The 23185-nt window shown below is 65.7% G+C and carries 23 protein-coding genes; 13 read left to right on the top strand and 10 right to left on the bottom strand.

The window, feature by feature from the left end; genetic code table 11:
- The first annotated feature begins 23 nt into the window (after nt 1-23).
- Nucleotides 24-695, top strand: coding sequence for a class I SAM-dependent methyltransferase (locus FHY19_RS06000; protein ID WP_259156974.1), 672 nt, complete (start codon nt 24-26; stop codon nt 693-695).
- A 721-nt stretch (nt 696-1416) separates the two neighbouring features.
- On the opposite strand, the gene FHY19_RS06005 is transcribed toward FHY19_RS06000, so the two are convergent.
- Nucleotides 1417-3600, bottom strand: coding sequence for a TonB-dependent siderophore receptor (locus FHY19_RS06005; protein ID WP_259162990.1), 2184 nt, complete (start codon nt 3598-3600; stop codon nt 1417-1419).
- A 417-nt stretch (nt 3601-4017) separates the two neighbouring features.
- A complete protein-coding gene (locus FHY19_RS06010; RefSeq protein WP_259162991.1) occupies nt 4018-4815 on the bottom strand; it encodes a polysaccharide deacetylase family protein in 798 nt (265 codons plus the stop codon).
- A 45-nt stretch (nt 4816-4860) separates the two neighbouring features.
- On the opposite strand from FHY19_RS06010, the gene grxD reads away from it, so the two are divergent.
- Both grxD and FHY19_RS06020 read left to right on the top strand, forming a co-directional pair.
- Nucleotides 4861-5787 carry a Grx4 family monothiol glutaredoxin gene (gene grxD, locus FHY19_RS06015; RefSeq protein WP_259156447.1) on the top strand — a complete coding sequence of 309 codons (927 nt, stop codon included), beginning with the start codon at nt 4861-4863 and terminating at the stop codon, nt 5785-5787.
- A gap of 97 nt (nt 5788-5884) precedes the next feature.
- Nucleotides 5885-6754, top strand: a complete 870-nt coding sequence (locus FHY19_RS06020) for a hypothetical protein (protein WP_259162992.1) — start codon at nt 5885-5887, stop codon at nt 6752-6754.
- 94 nt (nt 6755-6848) lie between these two features.
- Here the strand turns inward: FHY19_RS06020 and FHY19_RS06025 are convergent, their stop codons facing one another.
- A complete protein-coding gene (locus FHY19_RS06025) occupies nt 6849-7409 on the bottom strand; it encodes a DUF924 family protein (RefSeq protein ID WP_259156449.1) in 561 nt (186 codons plus the stop codon).
- Nucleotides 7410-7549: 140 nt separating this feature from the next.
- Here FHY19_RS06025 and FHY19_RS06030 point away from each other — a divergent pair, with 140 nt between their 5' ends.
- From FHY19_RS06030 to FHY19_RS06060, 7 genes are all read left to right on the top strand, one after another.
- The gene (locus FHY19_RS06030; protein WP_259156450.1) at nt 7550-8950 is read left to right on the top strand and encodes an amidohydrolase; all 1401 of its coding nucleotides are present in this window, start codon (nt 7550-7552) and stop codon (nt 8948-8950) included.
- Nucleotides 8947-10227: an amidohydrolase family protein gene (locus FHY19_RS06035; protein ID WP_259162993.1), complete on the top strand. Its 1281-nt coding sequence runs from the start codon at nt 8947-8949 to the stop codon at nt 10225-10227. Before FHY19_RS06030 ends, FHY19_RS06035 begins: the two co-directional genes overlap by 4 nt.
- Nucleotides 10228-10487: 260 nt before the next feature.
- Nucleotides 10488-11069 (top strand): hypothetical protein, encoded by a 582-nt coding sequence (locus FHY19_RS06040; protein WP_259156452.1) that lies wholly within the window; start codon nt 10488-10490, stop codon nt 11067-11069.
- Entirely contained in the window at nt 11066-11485 is a 420-nt protein-coding gene (locus FHY19_RS06045) for a DUF2809 domain-containing protein (RefSeq protein WP_259162995.1), read from the top strand. Before FHY19_RS06040 ends, FHY19_RS06045 begins: the two co-directional genes overlap by 4 nt.
- Nucleotides 11486-11506: 21 nt before the next feature.
- Complete coding sequence (locus FHY19_RS06050; protein WP_259162997.1) at nt 11507-12262, top strand: hypothetical protein; 756 nt, start codon at nt 11507-11509, stop codon at nt 12260-12262.
- Nucleotides 12263-12284: 22 nt separating this feature from the next.
- On the top strand, nt 12285-12626 hold the full coding sequence (locus tag FHY19_RS06055) for a hypothetical protein (RefSeq protein WP_259164068.1): 342 nt from the start codon (nt 12285-12287) through the stop codon (nt 12624-12626).
- A 211-nt stretch (nt 12627-12837) separates the two neighbouring features.
- Nucleotides 12838-14439, top strand: coding sequence for a rhamnogalacturonan lyase B N-terminal domain-containing protein (locus tag FHY19_RS06060; protein WP_259163004.1), 1602 nt, complete (start codon nt 12838-12840; stop codon nt 14437-14439).
- 186 nt (nt 14440-14625) lie between these two features.
- Here FHY19_RS06060 and FHY19_RS06065 read toward each other — a convergent pair whose 3' ends face one another.
- Both FHY19_RS06065 and FHY19_RS06070 read right to left on the bottom strand, forming a co-directional pair.
- The gene (locus FHY19_RS06065) at nt 14626-15372 is read right to left on the bottom strand and encodes a cellulase (protein ID WP_259164070.1); all 747 of its coding nucleotides are present in this window, start codon (nt 15370-15372) and stop codon (nt 14626-14628) included.
- 406 nt (nt 15373-15778) lie between these two features.
- Complete coding sequence (locus FHY19_RS06070; protein ID WP_259156456.1) at nt 15779-16594, bottom strand: cellulase; 816 nt, start codon at nt 16592-16594, stop codon at nt 15779-15781.
- A gap of 491 nt (nt 16595-17085) precedes the next feature.
- On the opposite strand from FHY19_RS06070, the gene FHY19_RS06075 reads away from it, so the two are divergent.
- Together FHY19_RS06075 and FHY19_RS06080 are read left to right on the top strand one after the other, a co-directional pair.
- A complete protein-coding gene (locus tag FHY19_RS06075) occupies nt 17086-18030 on the top strand; it encodes a DegV family protein (protein ID WP_259163006.1) in 945 nt (314 codons plus the stop codon).
- A gap of 86 nt (nt 18031-18116) precedes the next feature.
- Nucleotides 18117-18455, top strand: a complete 339-nt coding sequence (locus FHY19_RS06080; protein WP_259156458.1) for a hypothetical protein — start codon at nt 18117-18119, stop codon at nt 18453-18455.
- A 39-nt stretch (nt 18456-18494) separates the two neighbouring features.
- Here the strand turns inward: FHY19_RS06080 and FHY19_RS06085 are convergent, their stop codons facing one another.
- Nucleotides 18495-19415, bottom strand: coding sequence for a DMT family transporter (locus tag FHY19_RS06085; protein ID WP_259163008.1), 921 nt, complete (start codon nt 19413-19415; stop codon nt 18495-18497).
- A gap of 285 nt (nt 19416-19700) precedes the next feature.
- On the opposite strand from FHY19_RS06085, the gene FHY19_RS06090 reads away from it, so the two are divergent.
- On the top strand, nt 19701-21110 hold the full coding sequence (locus FHY19_RS06090) for a PLP-dependent aminotransferase family protein (RefSeq protein ID WP_259163010.1): 1410 nt from the start codon (nt 19701-19703) through the stop codon (nt 21108-21110).
- 267 nt (nt 21111-21377) lie between these two features.
- Here FHY19_RS06090 and FHY19_RS06095 read toward each other — a convergent pair whose 3' ends face one another.
- From FHY19_RS06095 to FHY19_RS06110, 4 genes are read right to left on the bottom strand one after another with little or no spacing between them, the layout of a single operon-like run.
- Nucleotides 21378-22142, bottom strand: coding sequence for a DUF4386 domain-containing protein (locus tag FHY19_RS06095; protein ID WP_259163012.1), 765 nt, complete (start codon nt 22140-22142; stop codon nt 21378-21380).
- Nucleotides 22139-22588: a hypothetical protein gene (locus tag FHY19_RS06100; protein ID WP_259163014.1), complete on the bottom strand. Its 450-nt coding sequence runs from the start codon at nt 22586-22588 to the stop codon at nt 22139-22141. Before FHY19_RS06100 ends, FHY19_RS06095 begins: the two co-directional genes overlap by 4 nt.
- A complete protein-coding gene (locus tag FHY19_RS06105; RefSeq protein WP_046963268.1) occupies nt 22585-22800 on the bottom strand; it encodes a hypothetical protein in 216 nt (71 codons plus the stop codon). The genes FHY19_RS06100 and FHY19_RS06105 overlap by 4 nt, the downstream gene beginning before the upstream one ends.
- A gap of 9 nt (nt 22801-22809) precedes the next feature.
- The gene (locus FHY19_RS06110) at nt 22810-23169 is read right to left on the bottom strand and encodes a helix-turn-helix domain-containing protein (protein WP_259163016.1); all 360 of its coding nucleotides are present in this window, start codon (nt 23167-23169) and stop codon (nt 22810-22812) included.
- Nucleotides 23170-23185 lie beyond the last annotated feature (16 nt).

Here is a 23185-nt window from a genome sequence, read left to right on the forward strand (position 1 = left end):
TGCACAGCACCGCCACCCAACCCATGAGCCGCGCGCAGGCGCTGGCGATCGCGCGCGCGTTTCTGCCGCCGCATCCGCTGGGCAATCGCTACGACTATTACTACACCCAGGCCAAGCTGCGCACTGATCCCCTGTATCCGGGCGTGCTGGCCGAATTGCGCAGCACCACTGCGCCCGTGCTGGATCTGGGCTGCGGGCTGGGCCTGCTCGCGCATGCGTTGCGTGCCGATGGCCAGGCATTGGCGTATCACGGGGTGGATGTGGACGCGTCCAAGATCCGCCGCGCGCAACACATCGCGCAGCGCTCGGCATTGGGCAATACGCAGTTCGCCGTGGTCGATCTGAGCGTGGCATGGCCGCAACACCGCGGCAGCGTGACCATTCTGGACGTGCTGCAATATCTGCAGGAAGACATGCAGGCCAGCCTGCTGCGCAGCGTGGCGCAGATGCTGACGCCGGGCGCGAAGCTGGTGATCCGCAGCGCATTGGGCGATGCGAGCAGCCGTGGCCGCACCAGCCGGGTGACCGACGTGCTGGCGCATCTGAGCGGCTGGATGCAGCGTATGCCGCGCAGCTATCCCACCCGCGACAGCCTGCAGGCGCAGCTGGATGCCGCCGGTCTGCGTGCCACGTTTGCGCCGTTGTACGGCAACACGCCATTCAATAATTGGTTGATCGTGGCCGAGCCGCGCTGAGGCCGTGCACAACGTGCCTGGCTCGATTCAGAACGGCTGACAAGACCTAACGCGCGGTCGCCGGATGGATGTGGATAGCACGCAGAGACCGGGTTGGACGCGTAGCACGTGCCGCACCGAGCACGGGCCGCGCAGTCGTTTTGACAGCCGCTGTTGACGTGATGCGGATGATCCCGAGCTACGTTGTTCGAGAGCAGTATCCTCACCGCACCAGAGAATCCGCTGGTTGCCTTGTTGAAAAACCAAGCACACCGACCATCTCGACGGGTCCTTGCCCGCCCAGCGTCGCGGGACCTTACGCGGCATGGATGCCGCGTAAGAGCCTCCATGGACGGATTCACGGCGTGTCCCGCGATGGTGGGCGGGCAAGGACCATGCAGCCAAGCCGCAGAGCAGCCGCTCTACAACGAATCTACCCGCGCCGACCAGGCACTTCGGGACAACAAAGTCATCGAGTCGCTACGTCGTTTAGATGCAGGCAAAGGCTTGGTTAGCCAAGTGCGCGGTACCCTCACCGCTCACGGGACACGCCGTGAATCCGTGCGTGGAAGCTCGATGGCAGCATCCATGCCGCAAGCGGTAAGCGCACCGCGCCAGAGAGTTTGCAGGCTGCTTTGTTGAAGGCCATGCACAACGACCATCTCGCCTGGTCCCTGCCCGCCAACCGTCGCGGGACCTTTGGCGGCATCGATGCCGCCAAAGCCTGTCGTCTTGCGCAAGGTCAGAACTTCCAGGACAGCGTCAGCTCCACATCGCGCGGGTCGCCGTAGATCAACTGGCTTTGATACACGATGTTGGCGTAGTACGTGCGGTCGAACAGGTTGCGCACGTTGAGCTGCGCCGACCAGGCCTGGTTGATGTCGTAGCGCGCCATTGCGTTGGCCAACACCACGCTGCCCTGGGTCAGCCGCTGCGTCGTGCCTTGCGGCCCCGCCATCAGCTCGTGGATGGCCGACTGCCAGCTCAGCCCACCGCCCACGCGCCACGGGCCGGTTTGCCAGCTGGTGAACAAGGTAGCTTCGCGACGCGGGCTGGTTGGATTCACATCGACACCGCTGGCATCGTTGGCATCGAACTGGGCAAAGCCGAACGCGACCCGCCATTGCTCGGACAGCTGCCCATCGAGCTGGAACTCCACTCCCTGACTGACCGTGCCCTTGGCGGCGAGATAAGCCTGGGTGGTGGTACCGGGCACCAGTTGCCCCGGGTCGTTGACCGCCAGGTTGTCCTGCTCAATGCGGAATAGCGCCAACGCGGCATTGAGCTGGCCGCCTAGATACTCGCCCTTGGCACCGACCTCGTAGCTATTGCCTTCAAGTGGGGCGAGATAGCGCCCATCGCGGTCGCGGTTGTTCTGTGGTTTGAAGATGCCGGTGTAGCTGGCGTACAGCGAATGGCGGTCGTCCACATCGAAGATCAGACCCGCGTACGGCGTCGTGCGGCCGCGGCGCTCGTACGAATTTGCAGGTACAAGCTGGTCGGTATTTTTCCAGTCGGTGATGCGTGCGCCGACGATGGCCTTCAAGGTCTCGCTCAGCTGGAAACGCCCGGCCGCATAGGCGGCCACCTGGCGCACATCGCGGTCTTCGCCCTTGGTGAGCGCGGTCCATTGCGGCTGCGTCATCGTGCCGGTCCAGGTGTAGACACTCTCCGCAGCCAAGGGTTGCAGCGGTGCATTGGACCAGCTGCGCAGGTTGCGATTCATCCAGGTGGCGCCGGCCACGATCTCGTGCTCGCGGCCCCACAGCGTCAGCGGCAGGCTGAGGTAAGCATCCAGACTGTTCTGTGCGCTGAGCGTGGGATAGCGCCCTCCAAAGGTGCTGGCAAGGCCCAGACCGGTGTCCCTGTCCGGGTAATCGAGATAGCCGAACAGTACCGACTTCCAGTCGGTTTCGAACCGTTGATGCGAATACTCCACATGCAGCTGCGCACCGCTGTCGAAACGATGGGTCAGGCCGGCGAATGCGTTGGTGGTATCGGCCACGCCGCGCGCCCAGCGTGGAGTGAACGAATCCGAGCGCGCAAAGTCAGTGCGGCTGCCGTCGCTGAAGTAAGCCGGCACCCCACCCCAGGTGGTGCCGCGACCATCGTTGCGCTGTTTGTTGATGCCGATGTAGCCGCTGGTGGCATCGCTGAGATCCGCATCGACGATGCCGTAGAACAGCGACGACCGCTTGCTGTAGTAATCGCGGAACGAGCGCTTGTCCTCATAGCTGGTCACCACTCGGCCGCGCACGGTGCCGGCGGCGTTCAACGGCGATTGCGCATCGACGGCGCCGCGATAGCGGTCCCAGCGCCCGGCCGACAGATCGACGCGGCCGGTGAACACATCGCTGTCGGCATGCTTGCGTACCAGGTCGATCGACGCGGCCGGGCTGCCTGCGCCGGAGGTCAGGCCATTGGCGCCGCGGACGATCTCCACCCGGTCGTAGATGGCTATGTTCTGCTGTACATCGCCACTGTAGTCGGTGGGAATGCCATCGATGCGGTAGTAGTCCACCTCGAAGCCGCGCGCGGTGATGTAGGTGCGCTCGGTGTCCCAGGTGGGCGAATTGAAGCCGGCCACGGTATCGGTGACGTCCTGCAGCGATTGCAGGTTGCGGTCGACGATCTGCTGGCGCGTCACCACCACCACCGACTGCGGCGTGTCGCGCAGCGACAACTCCAGCTTGGTCGAACTGCGCGCGACATCGGCGGTGTAGGAATCGTTGCCTTCGGTGGCGGCGCCGCGATGCGCAGTGATCTGCAGGCGATCCAGATCGACCGGATCGCGGGCGTTTGCCTGCGCGGCGGCCAGCGCGGGGCACGCGCAAGCCAGCGCAAGCAAGGACCGCGTCATCCCGGCACGCGGGACACTCAGATCCACACGCACGGCGGCGCGCACGGAAGCGGGGCGATAGAACATGCTGTCAGCCTCATGATCGGAAACTGCCGTCGATGACGGCGACTGAGGCTGGCACGGCCACACCGTGCACGATGCGACCCAAGAGCTGGCTGGGGCGCGCATGGTCGATCCGGGCCGGAGCGCTGTCAATAGAGGCGCACATTGGATGCGCTGCAATCCACGGCAAAGAGGCTGCTCCGGTACACGACGTACCGGGCGGGCGCCCGGCAATACGCACGTCGGCTTGCGGCACGGAATCCGCGCGTCACGCCGTCAATGACGGCCCCGGACAGCCCATCGGCGCGTATGGGAATTGGTGGACGCCATGCATGGTCGACCGCGTTTGGCTGCAGCAAGGCGCACGTGCGTCGATGCCGCGGGCCATTGCACCGCCCGCATCCCGATTGCAGGCCTACGGCAACGCGACATCCGCGCGTGTTACTTCGCTCCGGGCACGATCCCCACCAGCCCGCGCACCCGCATCGCCTCCAGCACGCCACGCAGGATGGCCAGGTTGTGGCCATGCGCAGCACCTTCGTGCAGCAGCACGATGGCGCCGGGGCGCAGGTCGCGCACGATGCGCGCGATGGTGGCGTCCGGCTCGCAGTGCACGCCGTCGAAGCCGCGTGCGCTCCAGGCCACGCGGGTCAGCCCGTGCGCGCGCAGTGGCGAGGCGACGAAGGGGTTGGTCATGCCCACCACCGAGCGATACAGCCGCGGGGCCTGTCCGGTGATGCTGGCCAGGGTGCGCTGCGCCAGGCCGATTTCCTGCGCCATGCGGCGCGGCCCCAATGCCCAGAACCATGCCTGCGGATGGGTATGGCTGTGGTTGCCGATGCCGTGCCCGCGGCGCACGATCTCGCGCACCAGTTCAGGCCGCTGCTCGGCCCGCGCGCCGACCACGAAGAAGGTGGCCTTGGCGTCGTAGGCATCGAGCAGTTCGAGAATGGCCGGGGTGTCGTCGGACGGGCCGTCGTCGATGGTCAGCCAGACCTGCGGCGCGGCGCCGGGCAGCTGCGCCAGCACCGGCGCGTACAAACGTGCGCGCGGCAGGAACACCGGCACCACGAACCCCGCATGCGACACCAGCAGCGCCGGCAGGCCCCAGGCCCAGCCCAGATCCCACCACAGCACCGCCACCGCGACCTGCGAGAGGACGAACAAACCCATCCAGCGGTAGGGGTGGGAAGGGATGCGATACAGCGTTTCCGGCGTGGTCATGCCGCATGATGCCATGCGGCGTAGAATGCCCGGTCTCCACGCTCTCACCGAAGTGCTGCCATGTCCCTCGATCCCGCCCTGCGTTCCCGTATCGATACGCTGCTGCAATCCAGCCGCGTGGTGCTCTTCATGAAAGGCCAGCCCGGCATGCCGCAGTGCGGCTTTTCGGCCAAGGCGGTCGGCGTGCTGGACGGGCTGGGCATCGACTATGCCCACGTCAACGTGCTGGCCGACCAGGAGATCCGCGAGGGCATCAAGGCCTACGGCGACTGGCCGACCATTCCGCAGCTGTATGTGGATGGCGAGCTGATCGGCGGCAGCGACATCATCCTGCAGATGGCCGACAGCGGCGAGCTGAGCAGCATGCTCGGCCTGCAGGCGCCGGATCGCAGCCCTCCCAAGATCACCATCACCCCGGCCGCGGTGGAGATGCTCAAGGGCGCGCTGGCCGATGCGCCGGATGCGTCGCTGACGCTGGCCATCGATGCCAACTTCCAGCCGAACTTCCAGCTGGCGCCGACCAACCCCAACGCCATCGCCGCCGAATCCAACGGCCTGCGCGTGCAGTTCGACCTGGCCAGCGCGCGCCGCGCCGACGGCATCACCATCGACTGGGTGGACGACATCCGCGGCCGCGGCCTGGCTATCGATAACCCCAACGCGCCCAAGCCGGTGCAGGAGCTGTCGGTGCGCGACGCCGACGACCGCCTCAAGGCGGGCACGCTGACCCTGGTGGACGTGCGCCCGGCAGACGAACGTGCGCTGGCCACGGTCAACGCACCGTTCCGCACCCTGGACGCGCACGAGCGCACCGCCATCGAACAGCTGCCCAAGGACACCCCGCTGGCGTTCCTGTGCCACCGCGGCGGCCGTAGCCTGCAGGCGGCCGAACATTTCCGCGGGCTGGGCTTCAGCAACGTCTACAACGTCACTGGCGGCATCGACGCCTGGTCGGACGAGGTGGACAACGGCGTGGCGAAATACTGAGCGCGGCGACCGACGCCACGCACCGCTGCATACCGAAACGGGCGCTCCATGGAGCGCCCGTTTTTTCATGGATCGACACCTGCAAGGACTTCGCCACATGCACACCCGTCTGATCGCGCTCGCCCTGGCCGCCCTGTTGCCACTGGCCGCACATGCCGCCGACCCCACCCGCGCCGTGCTGCTGGTGCCGACCTACGACAGCCAGCCGTCCGACGACCCGTTGGAATACATCCCGGTGTGGTTGGGCAAGGGCGTGGCGAAAGACTCCACCGTGCCCAAGTCGTTGGTGAACCAACCGCTGCAGGCCTTCGATAATGGCGTTTCCACCGCCAACGTGCGGCTTGCCGCGCTGAGCGTGGACGACAACAGCATGTGCGGCGGCACTTCGAAACTGCGCTTGAAGGGCAATCCCACCCTGACGCACTCGCCGCTGTTGTCGACGGTGGATCTGAATCCGGGCAAGCGTTTCGTCGGCCGCGCCGCCACCGCTGCCGAACAGGCACAGTTGCTGCGTCAGGTGGGCGACACCACGCAGCTGCGCAAGACCGTCAAGCCGGCGGCGCTGGCCCAAGCGCTGGCGGCCTTCGAGGCGGACCGCGCGCAGGACGCAGCGTCGCTGCAGATCGTGACCGATACACAGCAGCCGCAGCGGCGCGTGGCGGTGCTCACCGCAAACCACCCGACCAAGACCGGCAATCCGGACAACCCGACCGGCGTACTCGTGGTGCTAGCGATCTTCGAGCACGACGGCAGCCGCTGGCAGTTCCGCCGGGGCAGCGCGGCCAGCGGCTGCGATGATTGCGAAGACCTGCCGCTGCGGACGCACCTGCTGCAGTTCGGCGATATCGACGGCAATGGCACGCTGGACTTCGTGCTGTCGGAAAGCGGCTACGAAAGCTACGGGTTCTATCTGCTGCTCGGCGAAGGCGCCGGCTGGCGCTCGGAAGGATTGCCGGGCGGCTGCTGATCGCCCTTGTTGCGCACGCACGATGCCGGTTGCGCCATTGCGCACCGGCGCCGATCCCATCAAGCCGCGTGGCGCACGCACGCCACGTCAGCGCTCATCCGGCAAATCCGCCCTCGTCGAGAAACTGCTGTTCCTCTGCGGTGGTCTCGCGTCCCAGTACTGCATTGCGATGCGGAAAACGCCCGAAGCGCTGGATAATCTGCTGATGCTCCTGCGCCCAATGCGTCGTCTGGGCATCGTCCAGGGCCGCGATCAGCTGCATGGCGCGCGCCTGCTCCTGTAGATCTTCTGCGTGCTCGAACGGCAGATAGAAAAACAGCCGCAGTTGCGCAGACACCTGTTGGTCGAACCCATGGTCGAGCGCCTGCTTGGCATAACGCAACGCCAGCCCGTCGGTCGCATAGGCATGCGCACTGCCCCGGAACGCGTTGCGCGGAAACTGATCCAGCAGGATCAGCAGCGCCAGCGCATCTTCGGCACGCGCCATCCAATGCGCATAGTCGCCCCGCGCGGCAGCAAAATGCTGCTCGCTGAAGTGCTGGCGAAAATTGGCATCGAACGCATCGTTATGCGTGAACCAGCGTGCCGAGCCGGCCAGCTCCCAGAAGGCCAGCACCACGTCGGCCTGTTTGTTGCGCTCTGTTTTGGCAATCATCGACGCTCCCCCTGAGGAATACGGCACAGCATGCACGCTTGCATGTGATGAAGCAGCCGCAACCGCACCTTCAGCACTTGGCAAGCACGGCGCTGGCGGCTAGGTTTGCGGCCTACGTTTTCGTTTCACCGGGGAAATCCATGCGTTCCATCCTGTTCGCCGCCCTTGGCGCGGCGCTGCTGTGCGGGCCTGCGTCTGCAGCATCGCGGTTTGTGCAAGACCCCTACCCCAGCACCTACCGCGCGCTTGCGTCCGGTCCGGTGCTGATCCAGCACGCCACGGTGCTGACCGGCACCGGCGAGCGGCTGGACGATGCCGATGTGCTGCTGCGCGACGGCAAGGTGGCCGCGGTGGGCCGCGCATTGCAGGCGCCCGCCGACGCGCGCCGCATCGATGGCACCGGCAAGTGGGTCACCCCCGGCATCATCGACGTGCATTCGCATCTGGGCGTCTATCCCAGCCCCGGCGTCAGCGCGCACAGCGACGGCAACGAGATGACCGCACCGGTCACGCCCAACGTCTGGGCCGAGCATTCGATCTGGCCGCAGGACCCGGGCTTCGGCACCGCGCTGGCCGGCGGCATCACCTCGCTGCAGATCCTGCCGGGCTCGGCCAACCTGATCGGCGGGCGCGGCGTCACGCTCAAGAACGTGGCCTCGACCACTTACCAGGGCATGAAGTTTCCCGGCGCGCCGTGGGGCCTGAAGATGGCCTGCGGCGAAAACCCCAAGCGCGTGTACGGCGAAAAGGGCGGCCCCGCCACCCGCATGGGCAACGTGGCCGGCTACCGCGCCGCCTTCATCGATGCGGCCGAATATCTGCAGAAGAACGCACCGAAGAAGAAGACCGAGAAGAAGCGGCATTGGTGGAGCCGCGGCGGCGACAACGACAGCAGCGGGGATGCCGGCGGCAAGCGCGATCTCAAACTCGACACGCTGGCCGGCGCCATCAATGGCGATATCCGCGTGCACATCCATTGCTACCGCGCCGACGAGATGGCGACCATGCTCGACCTGTCCAAGGAATTCGGTTTCCACATCGCCGCCTTCCATCACGGCGTGGAGGCCTACAAGCTGGCCGACCGACTGGCGCAGGAAAACGTCTGCGGCGCGCTGTGGGCCGATTGGTGGGGCTTCAAGATGGAAGCCTTCGACGGCATCCAGGAAAACATCGCCATGGTCGACCGGCCGGCCAACAGTTGCGCCATCGTGCATTCGGATTCGGAAGAAGGCATTCAGCGCTTGAACCAGGAGGCCGCCAAGGTGATCGCCAACGCACGCCGCAGCGGCACCGAGATCGCGCCCGAACGCGCGATCCGCTGGCTCACCAGCAACGCCGCCAAGGCGCTGGGTATCGAGAAACAGACCGGTGCGCTGGAGCCGGGCAAGATGGGGGATGTGGTGGTGTGGAACGGCAATCCTTTCAGCTCCTACGCGCTGGCCGAACAGGTCTACATCGACGGTGCGCAGGTCTACGACCGGCATGACCGCGCACTGCAGCCGGTGTCGGACTTCATGCTGGGCCAGGAGGTGGCACGATGAGCCGCGCCGCGTTCGCACGCTCGGGCCTGCGCGCGCTGGCCGCGCTGGTGATGGCCGCACTGGCCGTGCCTGCAGTCGCACAGCAGGTGCTGATCCGCGATGCCACCGTGCACACCGCCACCGCGCAGGGCACGCTGCAGCACACCGATGTGCTGGTGCAAAACGGCGTGATCCGCGCGATCGGCAGCAACCTCGCCGCGCCAGCCGATGCTCGCGTGATCGATGCCAAGGGACGCCCGCTGACGCCGGCCTTGTTCGGCGGCATCACCGAGATCGGTATCGAAGAGGTATCCGGCGAAGACAGCACCGTGGACAGCGGCATCAAGCTGGCCGAGCAGCCGATGCGCCCCGAGTTCGACGTCACCCTGGCCTACAACCCCGACTCGGTGCTGGTGCCGGTGGCGCGTGTGGAAGGCATCGGCTTCACCGCGCTCGGCGCCACCACCAGCGGCGCCTTCATCGCCGGCCAGGGCGGCATCGTGCGGCTGGACGGCAGCCCGGACCCGGTCGGCCCGCATGCCTTGTTCATCCGCATCGGCGCGGCGGCGTCCGATCTCACCGGAAGCTCGCGAGCGGCGCAATGGATGCTGCTCGATCAGCTGGTGGCCGAAGCGCGCGGCCGCGTCCCGGCCGATTCGCCGCATGCCTTGCTGACCCCGATGGGCCGCCGCGTGCTGGCCAGCTATCTGGCCGGGCAAGGTCGCATCGTGGTGCAGGTGGAACGCGCGGCCGACATCCGCCAGTTGTTGCGCTGGGCACAGCGCGAGAAAGTGCGCATCGCCATCGCCGGTGGCGCCGAAGCCTGGAAGCTGGCGCCGCAACTGGCGCAGGCCAGGGTGCCGGTGCTGGTCAATGCATTGGCCGATCTGCCGGCCACCTTCGATCAGATCGGCGCCACGCTGGAAAATGCCGCGCGCCTGCGCGCGGCCGGAGTGGAGGTCAGCTTCAGCCAGAGCGGCGATGCCTCGCACAACGCACGCAAGCTGCGCCAGCTGGCCGGCAATGCGGTGGCCAACGGCCTGCCGTGGGAATCCGGTCTGGCCGGTCTGACCCGCGTGCCTGCAGAGATCTTCGGCGTGGCCGATCGTATCGGCAGCATCGCGGTGGGCAAGCAGGCCGACCTGGTGCTGTGGGAAGGCGACCCGCTGGATGTTGCGCACTACGCCGAACAGCTCTGGTTGGGCGGGCGCGAAATGCCGATGCGCTCGCGCCAGACCGAACTGCGCGACCGCTACCTGCAGCAGGCTGGGCCACTACCGCGTGCGTATCTGAAATAGGCCTCGCCAACGACACCACGTCTGGGCTGCGCCAGACAGGCGCAGCCGGCGCTCTGAATCGACATGTACGCCTCGTACACTGCGCCTGGTTCACGCCGGCCGCTGCGCTGTGGACCGCTTGTTCCATTCAGCTGCTGCAAGTGCTGCCTGCGTCGATGCACGTGTATCGCAATGGTTTTGCCGACGCAGGCACGCGCGTGCATCGGCCTGCGTCTCCACCATCGCCGGCAGCCTGCCGGCATCACTCGCAAGGACTGCCGATGCGCCTGCTACCCCGCCTGGGATCATCCATCATCGCTGCCTCCCTCGGGTTGCTGCCGCTGTCGGGCATGGCGCAATCGGGGTGGATCAATGCCCAGGGCGAGTCGGTTGCAGAATCGCCCAGCCGCAAGACCGTGCAGGACATGGGCGCCGGCCTGTTGCTGACACCGGATGCGGACTGGCAACAGAAGTGGAACACGCCCAGCGACACCGCCCCGCACTTCAACGAGGTCGACCATGTCGCGACCGGCGATACGATGTTCGTGCTGATCTTTCTGTCCAATCCGGGGCTGGATGCGCAACGCCGCGCCGATGTGGTGTGCAGCATCCGCGTCATCGACCCCACCGGGCATGCCGAGCAGAACACTGTCGATGCGCCGTGCCTGCAGACGGGTATCGAAGGCGACCCGCGCCATGTGTATCTGGCGCAGGTCAGCCTGGCCGTGCGTGCGGAGGCGAGCGACCCGCCCGGCCGCTGGCAGGTGCAGGTCACCGTCAACGACCGGCAGCGCGGCATCCGCATTCCACTTGCCAGCACTTTCACCATGGGCCGCCAGCGGCAGCCCGCAAAGACGCCATGAGCACGCTGTCGTTGCGCGCGCGGGCGGTCTACCTGTTGGTGGCGGTGGCGCTGTTGCTGATCGAAGTGGCGATCGCCACCGGCTGGATCGGCGGTGCGTGGGTGCGCGGCAGCCTGGGCGATGTGCTCGCCGTGGCGCTGGTCTATTGCGGCCTGCGCGGCGTGTTTGGCTGCCCGCCGGGATGGGCCTGCACCCTGGCAATCGGCATCGGCTGCGCGATCGAAGGCTTGCAGGCCATCCATCTGGCCGACCGGCTTGGTCTGCGCCCCGGCAGTGCGGCCTATATCGCGCTCGGCAACACCGCAACGCTGCACGATGTGCTGATGTATGCCATCGGCGGCGCTATGGCGGTCGGCTGCGATGCGCTGTTGCGACCGCGACCGCATGCGGCACCTGCAGCCCCGCTGGTCGATTGATCCTGTTTTTCCTGGAACGCCATGCCCACCCTTCCGTCTTCCGCCATCGTCCGCTGCGCCGCCATTGCCACAGTGCTCGCGCTGGGCGCCTGTGAGCGCGACACCGCATCCGCCCCGTCATCGAGTGCCGGAGCGATCGCTGCCGCTGCAACCACGCCCGCCCGCACCGCAGTGACCTTGCACTGCCCGGATCTGGACGATGCCACGCGCGAGGCCGCCGCCCTTGCCGCAGGCGCGGGCGATCGCGTGCGGCGCGTGGGCGCGCATCGGCTGGAAGTGGCAACCGATGCAGGCACGCAGGTATTCGACGACAGCCCGCCCTACGATGCGCCGCTGGACGGCGCCGAGTACCGCTATTGCGATCGCCGCGATGCGTACGTGTTGCTGCATCACCGCGATGGCGACACGTTTTCCGGCGTGCTGATCGACACCCGCAGCGGTACGCAGCTCCCCGGCGGTACCCAGGTGGTGATCGCGCCGGATCGCAGCCGCTATCTGGCCGTTGCGCAACGCGACGGCATGGACGGCGAGCAGTGGCGCGTTGTGGATTTCAACAAGCGCGTGCTGATCTCCACCACCAGCATGCTGCTCAGCCGGGATGGCACGACCGGCATCGCCGAACTGAGCGCACCGCAGTGGTTCGGTACGCAGCTGCAGGCGACCGCCACCTGCCTGAGCGACGACACCCAGCACTGGCAAGTCCGTCTGGCCAACGCGCAAGGCGCCTGGAACTGGCAGCCGCGCCGCACGTGCGATGCCAGCGATGCAGACCGATGACATGATGTTTGCAGGCGGCGGATTGCGCTCGATCCAACGCGCGGTGCTGCGCCAGGCGCCGGCCAACCTGCAGCGCGGAATCGAGGCCGTGGGCGGGCGCCTGATCCTCACTGCCGACGCGCTGCTGTTCCAGCCGCACGCGTTCAATGTGCAAACGCGTTCGCTCGCCGTGCCGCTGAGCGCAATCGTGGCGCTGCAACCGCGCTGGACACGGTTGTTCGGGCTGCTGCCGGTAGCGCCGACATCGCTCGCCGTGCGGTTGGACAACGGCGATGAGCACCGCTTTGTGATCGGCAAACGCCACCAATGGATTGCCGCCATTGCCGGCGCCCGTGACGCACTGAGCCAGGTCGAGCAGCCTTAGAACACCTGCGACCAATCGCAGCCATCGCAGTCACGCATCAACGCGTTCCACCCCAGGTCGCAGTGCAAGCGTGACCCGCACTTAGGTTCATTGCTGAAGTTTGAACCGGGTGCACGCTCTGCATCCTGAGCACTCGCAGCACAGCTCGCGCCCGCCTAGCATCGCGCAGCGGCATCGTGGCCACATCCTTGCTTCGACTGAGGAACTGAACATGCTCCACTCCAGCTTGCGCATGCTGGCATGCGCGCTGTGTCTGTACGGCGGCGTCAGCGCACCGGCCCTGGCCACCTTCGGATTCACCCGCAGTGGCGACCGCGTGGTGGTGGACACCGGCGCCGAGCTGGTGTTTTCGGTCAATGCCAACAACGGCGACATCGTGTCGATGCGCTACCGCGACAACGAGCTGCAGACCACCGAATCGAAGGGCTCGCATATCGCCTCGGGCCTGGGCAGCGCCAGCGTGGACGCGCGCGTGGTAGGCGGGGCGATCGTGGTGTCGGCCAAGGCCGGCGATCTGACCCAGTACTACATCGCACGCAAGGGCCGTAATGCGATCTACATGGCCACCTATGCACCGACCCTGCTACCGGTGGGCGAGCTGCGCTTCATCGCGCGCCTGAACGTCGCCAAGTTGCCTAACGCGCAACAGGAACCCGACTCCAATGTCGGCAGCGTGATCGAAGGCGAAGACGTCTTCCTGCTGCCGGACGGGCGCACCAGCTCCAAGTTCTATTCGGCGCGCCGCATGATCGACGACCAGGTGCATGGGGTCAGCGGTTCGGGGGTTGCGGTGTTCATGCTGATGGGCAACCGCGAGCGCAGTTCCGGCGGGCCGTTCTTCAAGGATATCGCTACGCAAAAGACCCGCGTGACGCATGAGCTCTACAACTACATGTATTCCGACCACACCCAGACCGAAGCGTTTCGCGGCGGCCTGCATGGCGTCTACGGCCTGTTGTTTACCGATGGCGGCACCCCGAACAGTGCGCAGCTGAGCACCGACTTCGTCGATGCCACGCTGGGGGTGAGCGGCTATCTGGCCGGCAGCGGGCGCGGTGCGGTAAGCGGCCGGGTCGGCGGCGTGCTGTCCGGGCAACCGGCCGTGATCGGCTTGCGCAACGACCAGGCGCAGTACTGGGCCACCGCCAACGGCAGCGGCGATTACCAGGTTGCCGGCGTGCGGCCGGGCCGCTACCGCATGACCCTGTACCAGAACGAGCTGGAAGTGGCGCAACGCGAGGTGGAAGTCTTCGCCAATGCCACCGCGCAGGTGGCCTTGCAGGCCGTGGCCTTGCCGGGCACGGTGAAATGGCAGATCGGTGTGCCCGACGGCACGCCGGCCGGATTTCGCCATGCCGACCTGCTGCCGCGTGCGCATCCGTCCGACACGCGCATGCGCTGGGCGCCGGTCACCTACAGTGTAGGATCGAGCAGCGTGGGGAGTTTTCCCGCCGTGCAGTGGCGCAGCATCAACACCCCGACCCGCATCGACTTCACCCTGGCATCCAATGACGTCCGTAGCTATCGCCTGCGGATATTCGTGCCGCTGGCGCAGGTTGGCGCGCGCCCGCAGGTTGCCGTCAACGCACGCTGGAATGGACCGCTTCCTGCCGCCCCCAACCAGCCCAAGACGCGTGGCATCACCCGTGGCACCACGCGCGGCAACAACACGCTGTATGAGGTGGACATCCCCGCCGCGGCGCTGCAGGCCGGCAGCAACCGCATCGAGATCGGGCTTGCATCCGGATCGCCGGACAACGGCTACCTCAGCCCGGCGGTCGTGTTCGACAGCATCCAGTTGATGGCGCTGTAGATCGTCGCGCGTGCCGGCAACGCCTGCATGGCCACCGCTGCACGAACGCAGCTGCAGTGGTGGCCATGGTTCGAGTTGGCGCGGCCATCGTGTGATGCTGGTGCATCACGCATTGCGCGCAGGCGCCATGCCTTACAACGCTGCATGCAGCAATCGCGGCACCGCAGCACAGGCGAATTGCCGCGCTTATTTCGCCGCGATCGAACCGGTCAGCGATACCGACCCCATCCCGCCGGTGACCTCGAAACCGCCCTCCACCACCTGCAGATACAGATCGCTGCTGTAGCGACCGTCGCCACCGCGTAGCGCCTGCAACCTGGTCAAAAATGCCTTGACGTCGACATTGAGGTTGCCCTTGGCCGGAAGCGCATTGCTATTACCGGCGCTGCCATGCGGAATGAACGTATAGACGTAGTAGCCGGCGGCCGAATTATTGCCTTCCCACAGATCGTAGGTCACACCGCCGGAGCTGAATGCATTGGACGCAGTCAACGTGCCCAGCGGGTAGGAATTGTTGGCACCCCAGATCATCACTTCCAGCTGCGGATTGCCCTTGCTGGTGTCCTTGCGAAAAAACAGATCGTAGGCAAAATCGCCGGTCTGTCCGCTGCCCTTGGTGGTAAAAGCCAGCGTGCCGCTCAGGCTGCCTACCTTCGAGACCTGATGCGGGAAATAGCTGTCGGTGGCCGGGTTCATCGTGTAATGCCAGCCGCGACAGATCGCCGGATATCCGTACAACTGCCCGCTGGGCAAGTTATAGGTGACGGTCAGGCTGGGTGTGCTGCCGGAGCCGAACGTCGCCTTGATGTTGTTGGTGTTGTCGTTGAAATTATTGTTGTAAGCGTATTGCGTGCCATAGACCTTGGTCTCGCCGGTCGCGGCGCTGGCGCTGGAGGCGACCAGTACCAGGGCCAGTGCAGCGGCGCGCGGCAAAACGCCGCAACGCAAGGACAGACGGAAACGAGCGTGCACGTGCATGAGGTGAACTCCGATGATGGATGGATGGATGGCCACGCTCGCCATCTGGCAACACGCAAGCGGGTGGGCGGTGACCGTGGACACATCCGGCGCAATGACGCCTTCGCGCCACGCCGAATGCCCGCGCACTGACGGAGCGCGAACATGGCCATCCCTGCAGACCGATCACCGTGGCCTCGTCCGATGCGCGACGCATGCGTTTGCATGCGCCGCCCAAACGACCACATCGTTGTTCGATAAGGCATCTTTCAGCGGCAGCCGCCATCGGGTCGCAGCGCGCAGACCACAGTGCAGACCATTGCCCGCACGCGCCTGCATGGACCGACCGCTGCGCTGACGGCCAATGCGCGACGCATGGGGCTTACTTGGCATCCATCGTGGCGCTGACCTTGGCCCAGCCATTGCCGCGCACCACTTCAAACCCCGCTTCGGCCGCATGCAGATACATGCTGTTGTTGTAACGGCCGTCCTTGGACCGGTTGTTCTGCAGCCAGGTCAGGAACGGCTTGGCATCGATGTTGAGATTGCCGCTGGTCTTGAGCGTCGGCTGGCCGGCGGTACCGGTCGGGATGAAGGTGTAGACGTAATAGCCGGCCCCGGAGTTGAAGCCTTCCCACAGATCGAAGGTGCGCCCGCCCGCAGTGATCACCTTGGTGGCGGTGACGGTGCCGATCGGCCAGGAGTTATGGTCGCCCCAGATCATCACTTCCAGCTGCGGGTTGCCCTTGGCGGTGTCCCAGCGGAAGAAGATGTCGTAGGCAAAGTCGCCCGCCAGGTTGGTGCCGCCGGCGCTGTAGGTGAACTTGAACGGCAGCGAGGAAATCGAGGAAATCTGTTTGGGGAACAACGTGTCGGTGGTTGGATTCCAGTCGTAATGCCAGCCGCGCACGATCGCCGGATACCCGTACAGGTTGTAGTCGGCGAAGTTGAAGGTGACGGTGAGCTCCGGCGTGCTACCGGTGCCGAAGGTGCCCTGGATGATGTTGTTGGGATCGTTGAAATTGTTGACCCATGCATAGTGGTTGCCAAAGATCTTGTAAGGCCCGGCCAGCGCCGCCGGTGCCAGCGCTACCAGGCCGATTGCCAGCGCGGCCTTCCACCAGCGCGATGCGCGCCGCCGTGTGGTGGGCGCCTGCGCAGCGGTCTGCGTGAGGGTGTTGGATGGGGTGGTGTGCATGTGGACTCTCCATGGTGTTCAGCGCGGCGGCGCCAGTGCGGCGCTCCCGGGACCGCCCTGCAGCGGTTGCGGCCGACCCTAGCAGCGGCGCCGCGACAGGAGCTATAGCGATTCCGGCAGGACAGCCCCGCCAAGCACGATAACGGGCGCTACCTTGCACCCCGAACGTGTCCTGATCCTCAGTTCGCCACCATCGTCCCCGCCAGGCGCCATGTACCGCTCAGTGTTCCGGCCCGGCCTGGCATGCAAATGGTGCAGAGCCACATGCCTCCCCGGCCTGCGCCGGCCTGGTGGCCGCCCGGTGGCCGGTGACGCGGCTGCATCTCGCGTGGCATGGCCAGGCAGGCCGTAGACGGCTGCCTGGCCAGGGCCAGGGCCATGGCCAGGGCTGGGTCCGGCGCAGGCAGTCAGCCGATGGGTCTACGCGCCAGGCGGGTTTTGCGATAGCGTTTGCACTTATAGAGACGACGCAATAGCCGGAGGGGGCGACGATGCGCATCGGAATCGTGGTGGACAGTGCGTGCGATCTGCCGCAGGACTTCATCCAACGCAACAACGTGATCGTGCTGCCGATCAGCGTCCGCATCGGCGAAGCCGTGCTGGCCGATCACCGCGATGAAGAGGCCACGCTGAGCTTTCTGCAGGCGCATGTGGCCGAACGCGGACACGAGGCGGAAACCACGCCGTTTTCGGTCAACCAGATCCGCGACCTGTTCCTGCAGCGCCTGGTCATCGATTACGACCACGTGTTCTGCCTGACCATCTCCAAGCTGCGCAGCCAGATCTACGACAACGCCATGCAGGCCAGCTTCGCGATCCTCAACGACTACAAGCCGATCCGTCAGGCCGCAGGCCACAGCTCGCCGTTCGCGTTGCGCGTGATCGATACCTTGAACCTGTTCGCCGGCCAGGGCATCACCGCAGTGGAAGCGGTGCGCCTGCGCGCGCAGGGCCAGGGCGTGGCGGCGATCCGCGCGCGGCTGGAGCAACTGGCCGAGCACACCTATGGCTACATGATTCCGCGCGATCTGTATTACCTGCGTGCGCGCGCACGCACCAAGGGCGATCGCAGCGTGGGTCTGATCGGCGCCGCGCTGGGCAGCGCGCTGGATATCAAGCCGGTGCTGCGCGCGTATCGCGGCGTCACCGAACCGGTGGCCAAGCTCAAGGGCTTCGAGCCGTCGGCCGAAAAACTGTTCGGCTTCACCGTGCGCAAGCTCCGCGAGGGCCTGATGACACCCACCGTGTGCGTGGGCTATGGCGGCGAGCTGGCCGAGCTGCATGCCCTGCCCGGCTATGCCGCGTTGCAGGCCGCCTGCCAGAGCCAGGGCGTGGAACTGTTCGAAAGCGTGATGAGCCTGACCGGCATGGTCAACGTGGGCAAGGGCGCGCTGGCGGTGGCCTTCGCCGCCGAACCGCATGGTTTTTCTGCCTGAAGCAAGCGCTTGACGGCACGCGGCCTTCGACGGCGTTCTCACCCCGCCTCGGCTAGTGTGCCGCCGTCATTCAACGGAGTGTGTCCATGCCTGTCAGCTACTCGATCAGCCTGCCCGACCCCAAGCTCGCCCGCGGCAGCGCGCCATCGGTGAGCTTCACCGCAAACGGCGCCGAGGCGTTCGCCGAACAGTTGCAGGCCGCACTGCGTGATCCGGCCTGGTTCGATCGCTGGCGCCAGCTCCAGGCCGACCCGGACGAGGTAGACCCCGCACTGGGCATCACCGATCCGTCGGCCACCGTCACCGGCAAGCAGGACGATCTGCGCATCGACCTGGTCGCCACCACCAGCATCCCCGGCGACCTGTTCAAACAGCGCATGCAGGCCCTGGCCGGCCATCACTGGGAAATGCGCGACGTGCGTTGACGGTGTGCGCCGCCACGCTGCATGCGTGGCGGCGCGCGCTCATGCCCGCGCCAATGCGCGGCGTGGCCAGCGCCATTTGAGATTCACCGCCAGCGTGCCGAGCACGATCAGGGTCAGGCCCAGCCATTGCACCGGCACCAGCGCGTGGCCATACAGCAGATAATCCAGCAGCAGCGTGACCAGCGGGTACACGAAGGCCAGTACCGCGATCGTGGCCACCGGCAGATGCCGGTACGCCGAATAAAACAACACATACACGATCCCGCTGTGGATCACGCCCAGGCCCACCAGCCACACCCAATGCATGCCCGGATGCAACGCGGCACTGCTCGAAAAGCCGGCCAGCAGCACCGTCCCGACCCAGCACTGCACCGTGACCACCGCCAACGGCCGCTCGCGACTGATGCGTCGCGACATCAGCAAGGATGCGCCGCATAGCAGGGCCGCCAGCAGGGTCAGCGCAATCCCGAGCAGATAGCCGCGGTCGGCCGCCTGCCACAGCCGCGCCGGATCGGCCGAACACGCCACGCCCACAAACGCCAGCAGCGTCCAGCCCAGATCGGCGCGCCGCGTGCGCTCGCCCTGCAGCAATGCCGCCAGGATCAGCATCACGAACGGAAACACGTGATACACCATCGTCGCCACACCGATCGACGAGCGCGCCATGCCGGCGAACAATGCCACCCAGTTCAACACCAGCAGCACACCACTGATCGCCGCATCGCGCACCAACGCACGCTCGTGCCACAGCCCGCGCAACTGCCCGCCGATCAAACCGCAGACGGTGAGAAACAATGCACCGAACAGGCAGCGATAGAACACCGCCGTTACCGGGTCCTGCCCGCTCTCGTGCACGAATACGCCAACCGAGCCGATCAACACTTCGGCAACCAGCAACTGCCAGAGCGCACGGCGCGACGCGCCTGCCGATGCGCGCCCAGCCGCAAACGCCGCGCTCATGCAACGCTCCGGTCGCACGCGGCCTGCCTGTCGCAGCGCCAATGCCTGCGATTGCCCGATGTGGCGGCGTCGCTGCGCTGTACGCGCGATCGCGCAGCGCAGACGCAGTGACGATGCGTACCAACCAGAGCAACAGCGACGATATCGACACTAGGCACGATCGACCTCACAGGCAGGACAGGAGGCCCGACGCATTCATCGGGCACGTTCAGTCTGCAGTGCCATGCGCGACCATGACAGATTCAGATACCCTGCAAGTTGACCAGTACAGATGGAGCCGGAAGCATGTTGCTGTACGAGGCATTGGCGACGCAGTTGCGGCAGCGGATCGAGGCCGGCACCCTGCGCGCTGGCGAGCGATTGCCGTCGATCCGGCAACTGGCCGCGACCCATGGCGTCAGTGTGGCCACCGCCGTGCAGGCCTGCCTGCAGCTTGAGCGCGAAGGACGGGTGCAGGCGCGTCCGCGCTCAGGCTATTTCGTCCGCACCATCGCCGCAGCCGCACCGGTCGCGGCCAGCGCAGCGCGGCAACGCAAACCCGGCATGGTCGACAACCCGGCGCTGCAGCGCGTGCTCGATACCGTCGCCCGTACCGACCTGGTGCCACTGCATACGGCCACGCCGGCCCCTGCATTACTGCCCGGCACGCAGCTGGCCGCGGCCTTGGCTCGGCAGTTGCGTCGACACCGCACTGCCGCGCTCGACTACGCCCCGCCCCAGGGCGACGCCGCTTTACGCCGGCAGATAACCCAGCGTTACGCACATTGCGCCGCCAGCGTGGTTGCGGAAGAAGTGGTGATCACCGCCGGCGCGATGGAAGCCATCAGCCTGGCACTGCGCACGGTGACCACGCCGGGCGATGTAGTGCTGGTGGAGACACCTACCTACCACGGCATCCTGCAAGCCGTTGCCGCCTTGCGACTCAAGGTGCTGGAAGTGCCCAACCGTACCGGCGCGGGAATCGATGTCGCCCGTCTGGATGCACTGCTGCAACGCACGCCGGCGCGCGCAGCGGTGCTGGTGCCCAACTTCAACAATCCCAATGGCAGCCTCACCCCCGACAGCGCCAAGCGCGCACTGCTCGACAGCTGCGCCCGACATGGCACGGTGGTGATCGAAGACGATATCTACCGCGAACTGGATTGGTCGGGTCAGCATCCTCGTCCGTTACGGCATTTCGACACGCACAACAACGTGATCACCTGCGGCTCGTTTTCCAAGGTATTGGCGCCGGGGCTGCGCGTGGGCTGGCTGCTCGGCGGCGACTGGACCGATGCGTTGGTACGCGCCAAGTATTTTTCCACCGTTGGCAGCGCCAGCCTGCCGCAACTGGCATTGGCCGATTATCTCGCGCACCACGATCTGGAACGGCATCTGCGCAAGCTACGCCGCACCCTGGCCGACAACGGGCAGCGCCTACGCGATGCGATCGTGCGGCATTGGCCACAGGGCACACGCGTCGGCGACCCGGCGGGCGGCTTATCGCTGTGGCTGCAGTTGCCCGATGGTGGAAGTGGCCAGGCCTTGTTCGACGCCGCATTGGCCGACGGCATCGGCACCTCGCCGGGTCATCTGTACTCCAGCCGTGGCGACTACGCAGATCATCTCCGCCTGACCTGCGGCCAGCCGTGGAGCGAACCGTTGGAACGCGCGATGCGTCGGTTGGCGAAGCTTGCGACACAGGTGGTGCGCTAGCTTGGTTGTTGGCGTCAACTTTCGATTGTTCGCTGTCGTTTGCCGTGGACTTGGACTTGGACTTGGACTTGGAGAAAAACGACATCGCCGCACCTACGTGATGCGATCTTTCAGATGCGCGGTGGCAAGCCCCTCTCCCCCCGGTAGAGGGGTTGGGGTGAGGGTACGGTGCGAAGCGCTCGCATGTTCCAACTGCACGAGACTCCCCCCGTCCCCTCATCCACCCCAGCAGGGCACCTTCTCGCGAGGGGAGAAGGGCAATCGCGTCTAGATCAGCGCAGCCCTTGCATCCCACTGCCGCCGGTCAACTCCGCGAATCAACAGCCACAGGCAAAACGTCGTCTCGCCGACCAGAACCGGCAACAAAATGCCGGAATTGATCAGCTTGGCAAATGCAGGCGCCAGCAGTTCGGCAAGCGAGGCCACCAGATAACTGAGCCCAGCCAACGTCATCAATCCGCCAACGAACTTGGGCAGATAGCGCGATCGCCATATCAGCGCGCCACTGACCAGGCAGGCAGCGCCAAAAAACAGGAGCGCAATGTTGAAGCCAATCTCATGTCCCAACAACGCCAGCGCGGCCAGCGAGAAGCCATGCGCAGGATCGGCCGCCGACGTGCTGCCGGAAGCCAATGGCAGCACCATCAACTGAAACAACTTGCTGACGGCTTCCACCGCAAGCGATGCGCTATTCAGCAACACGAACAACAGCGCCAAGCCTTTTCCCGCAGGCCGCAGCAACATGTATTCGATCCATAGCTGCACCACTGCGATCAGCGGCACCACCAGATTCGCAGCCAGCCCCAGCGTCCAGAGCTGCGCATGCTGCACGATGGCGTGGAGCGTGGCCTGCGTATCGCCAGGCACTACCAAAGCGTTCGCTACATAGCCCTCTGCCAGACCACCCAGGACGATGACGGCGAGATAGAGCGCGCCAGCGACGCGCGCATAGAACTGCGGGCGAGCTTGAATGTCGTACGCCATGGAGTGTCCAGTGGTTGCGGGGGGTGTGCGAAGCGAGAAAGCAGTCAACGCCAGCGGTCGCCGGGCATGCGAATGAACGTCGAGACGATGTGACCCCACGGAATCAAGATCGGAAAGACCACGACCAGCAGGCAGGCCGACAGCGTGGACCAGGTACCGACATCCATCCGGTCGTGCAGCAGCCGGGGCGCGGCGACGACGCCGAGCCAGATCGACTTCCATGCAATTTCAAACAGCAGCAGCGGCAGCATTTTCAGCGGATAGCGAAGGCCAAGCAATGCCAGCAGCCCCATCGCTCCCAGCATGCACTGCACCACGCCCTCCATCAGTTCCCAGCTGTCGTGCCGCAGCACGATACCCGGCCAGACCTGTACGCCCAGGCCGACCACGAGCAGCAGATAGCCGGCGCGCAAGCCATACAACCGCCAGAGCGGCACGTCGCTCGCAGTCCGCCTCGATGCAGCACCGCTGGCGTCAGTCTCGCTCGCGATCATTCGACGTCCTTGAGAATTCTTTCGATACCGTCGAGGCGGATACGCATGTCGTTCAAGGCAACCTGCGTTTTCTCGGCCAGCTCGCGGTAGGCCTGGTTGTGATCCAGCTGCGCCTTGGCCTGCCTGATCGCGGCAAGATAGCGCATGCCGAAAACCAGCAGAATCGTGCCCAGCGGCAGGCAGATGGTCAAAAGATACAGATGCTCCGACAAGGCCGTCTCCTATTTTTCCGTCTTGTCGGTCAGCGATGTCGCTGCGTCCGCAATGACCGAAGGTGAAAGTTCCAATCGAAAGGCGCTGACCTCGAAGTAGTTGAGCGCTTTTCCGTCATGCGACACCTCGGGCTGGCTGGTCACCAGACCTGCGGCCTCGAGCTTGTTCAAATGCAGATGCAAGAGCGGACGGCTGATCCCCACTTCCCGCGCCAGGCTGCTGATGTAGTTGCGGCCACCGGTTTGCAGCGCCGCAATAATCCTCAGTCGGTGCGGATTATCGAGCGCCGAAAGAATCTCCAGCAGTCGATCCCCTGTCGTTGCCCCACCACTTTTCATGCGTAAGAAATATCTGACAGGTGCAGCCATGTCAAGCGTTGCGGGA

Origin of the sequence: Xanthomonas sp. 4461, from assembly GCF_024806475.1 — a bacterium.
Lineage (GTDB): Bacteria > Pseudomonadota > Gammaproteobacteria > Xanthomonadales > Xanthomonadaceae > Xanthomonas > Xanthomonas arboricola_F.

Bases quoted from the DNA above. Each gene is read 5' to 3' on its own strand.
- FHY19_RS06000 (WP_259156974.1), top strand. From the start codon at position 24: ATGAGCCGCGCGCAGGCGCTGGCGATCGCGCGCGCGTTTCTGCCGCCG.
- FHY19_RS06005 (WP_259162990.1), bottom strand. From the start codon at position 3,600: ATGTTCTATCGCCCCGCTTCCGTGCGCGCCGCCGTGCGTGTGGATCTG.
- FHY19_RS06010 (WP_259162991.1), bottom strand. From the start codon at position 4,815: ATGGCATCATGCGGCATGACCACGCCGGAAACGCTGTATCGCATCCCT.
- grxD (WP_259156447.1), top strand. From the start codon at position 4,861: ATGTCCCTCGATCCCGCCCTGCGTTCCCGTATCGATACGCTGCTGCAA.
- FHY19_RS06020 (WP_259162992.1), top strand. From the start codon at position 5,885: ATGCACACCCGTCTGATCGCGCTCGCCCTGGCCGCCCTGTTGCCACTG.
- FHY19_RS06025 (WP_259156449.1), bottom strand. From the start codon at position 7,409: ATGATTGCCAAAACAGAGCGCAACAAACAGGCCGACGTGGTGCTGGCC.
- FHY19_RS06030 (WP_259156450.1), top strand. From the start codon at position 7,550: ATGCGTTCCATCCTGTTCGCCGCCCTTGGCGCGGCGCTGCTGTGCGGG.
- FHY19_RS06035 (WP_259162993.1), top strand. From the start codon at position 8,947: ATGAGCCGCGCCGCGTTCGCACGCTCGGGCCTGCGCGCGCTGGCCGCG.
- FHY19_RS06040 (WP_259156452.1), top strand. From the start codon at position 10,488: ATGCGCCTGCTACCCCGCCTGGGATCATCCATCATCGCTGCCTCCCTC.
- FHY19_RS06045 (WP_259162995.1), top strand. From the start codon at position 11,066: ATGAGCACGCTGTCGTTGCGCGCGCGGGCGGTCTACCTGTTGGTGGCG.
- FHY19_RS06050 (WP_259162997.1), top strand. From the start codon at position 11,507: ATGCCCACCCTTCCGTCTTCCGCCATCGTCCGCTGCGCCGCCATTGCC.
- FHY19_RS06060 (WP_259163004.1), top strand. From the start codon at position 12,838: ATGCTCCACTCCAGCTTGCGCATGCTGGCATGCGCGCTGTGTCTGTAC.
- FHY19_RS06070 (WP_259156456.1), bottom strand. From the start codon at position 16,594: ATGCACACCACCCCATCCAACACCCTCACGCAGACCGCTGCGCAGGCG.
- FHY19_RS06075 (WP_259163006.1), top strand. From the start codon at position 17,086: ATGCGCATCGGAATCGTGGTGGACAGTGCGTGCGATCTGCCGCAGGAC.
- FHY19_RS06080 (WP_259156458.1), top strand. From the start codon at position 18,117: ATGCCTGTCAGCTACTCGATCAGCCTGCCCGACCCCAAGCTCGCCCGC.
- FHY19_RS06085 (WP_259163008.1), bottom strand. From the start codon at position 19,415: ATGAGCGCGGCGTTTGCGGCTGGGCGCGCATCGGCAGGCGCGTCGCGC.
- FHY19_RS06090 (WP_259163010.1), top strand. From the start codon at position 19,701: ATGTTGCTGTACGAGGCATTGGCGACGCAGTTGCGGCAGCGGATCGAG.
- FHY19_RS06100 (WP_259163014.1), bottom strand. From the start codon at position 22,588: ATGATCGCGAGCGAGACTGACGCCAGCGGTGCTGCATCGAGGCGGACT.
- FHY19_RS06110 (WP_259163016.1), bottom strand. From the start codon at position 23,169: ATGGCTGCACCTGTCAGATATTTCTTACGCATGAAAAGTGGTGGGGCA.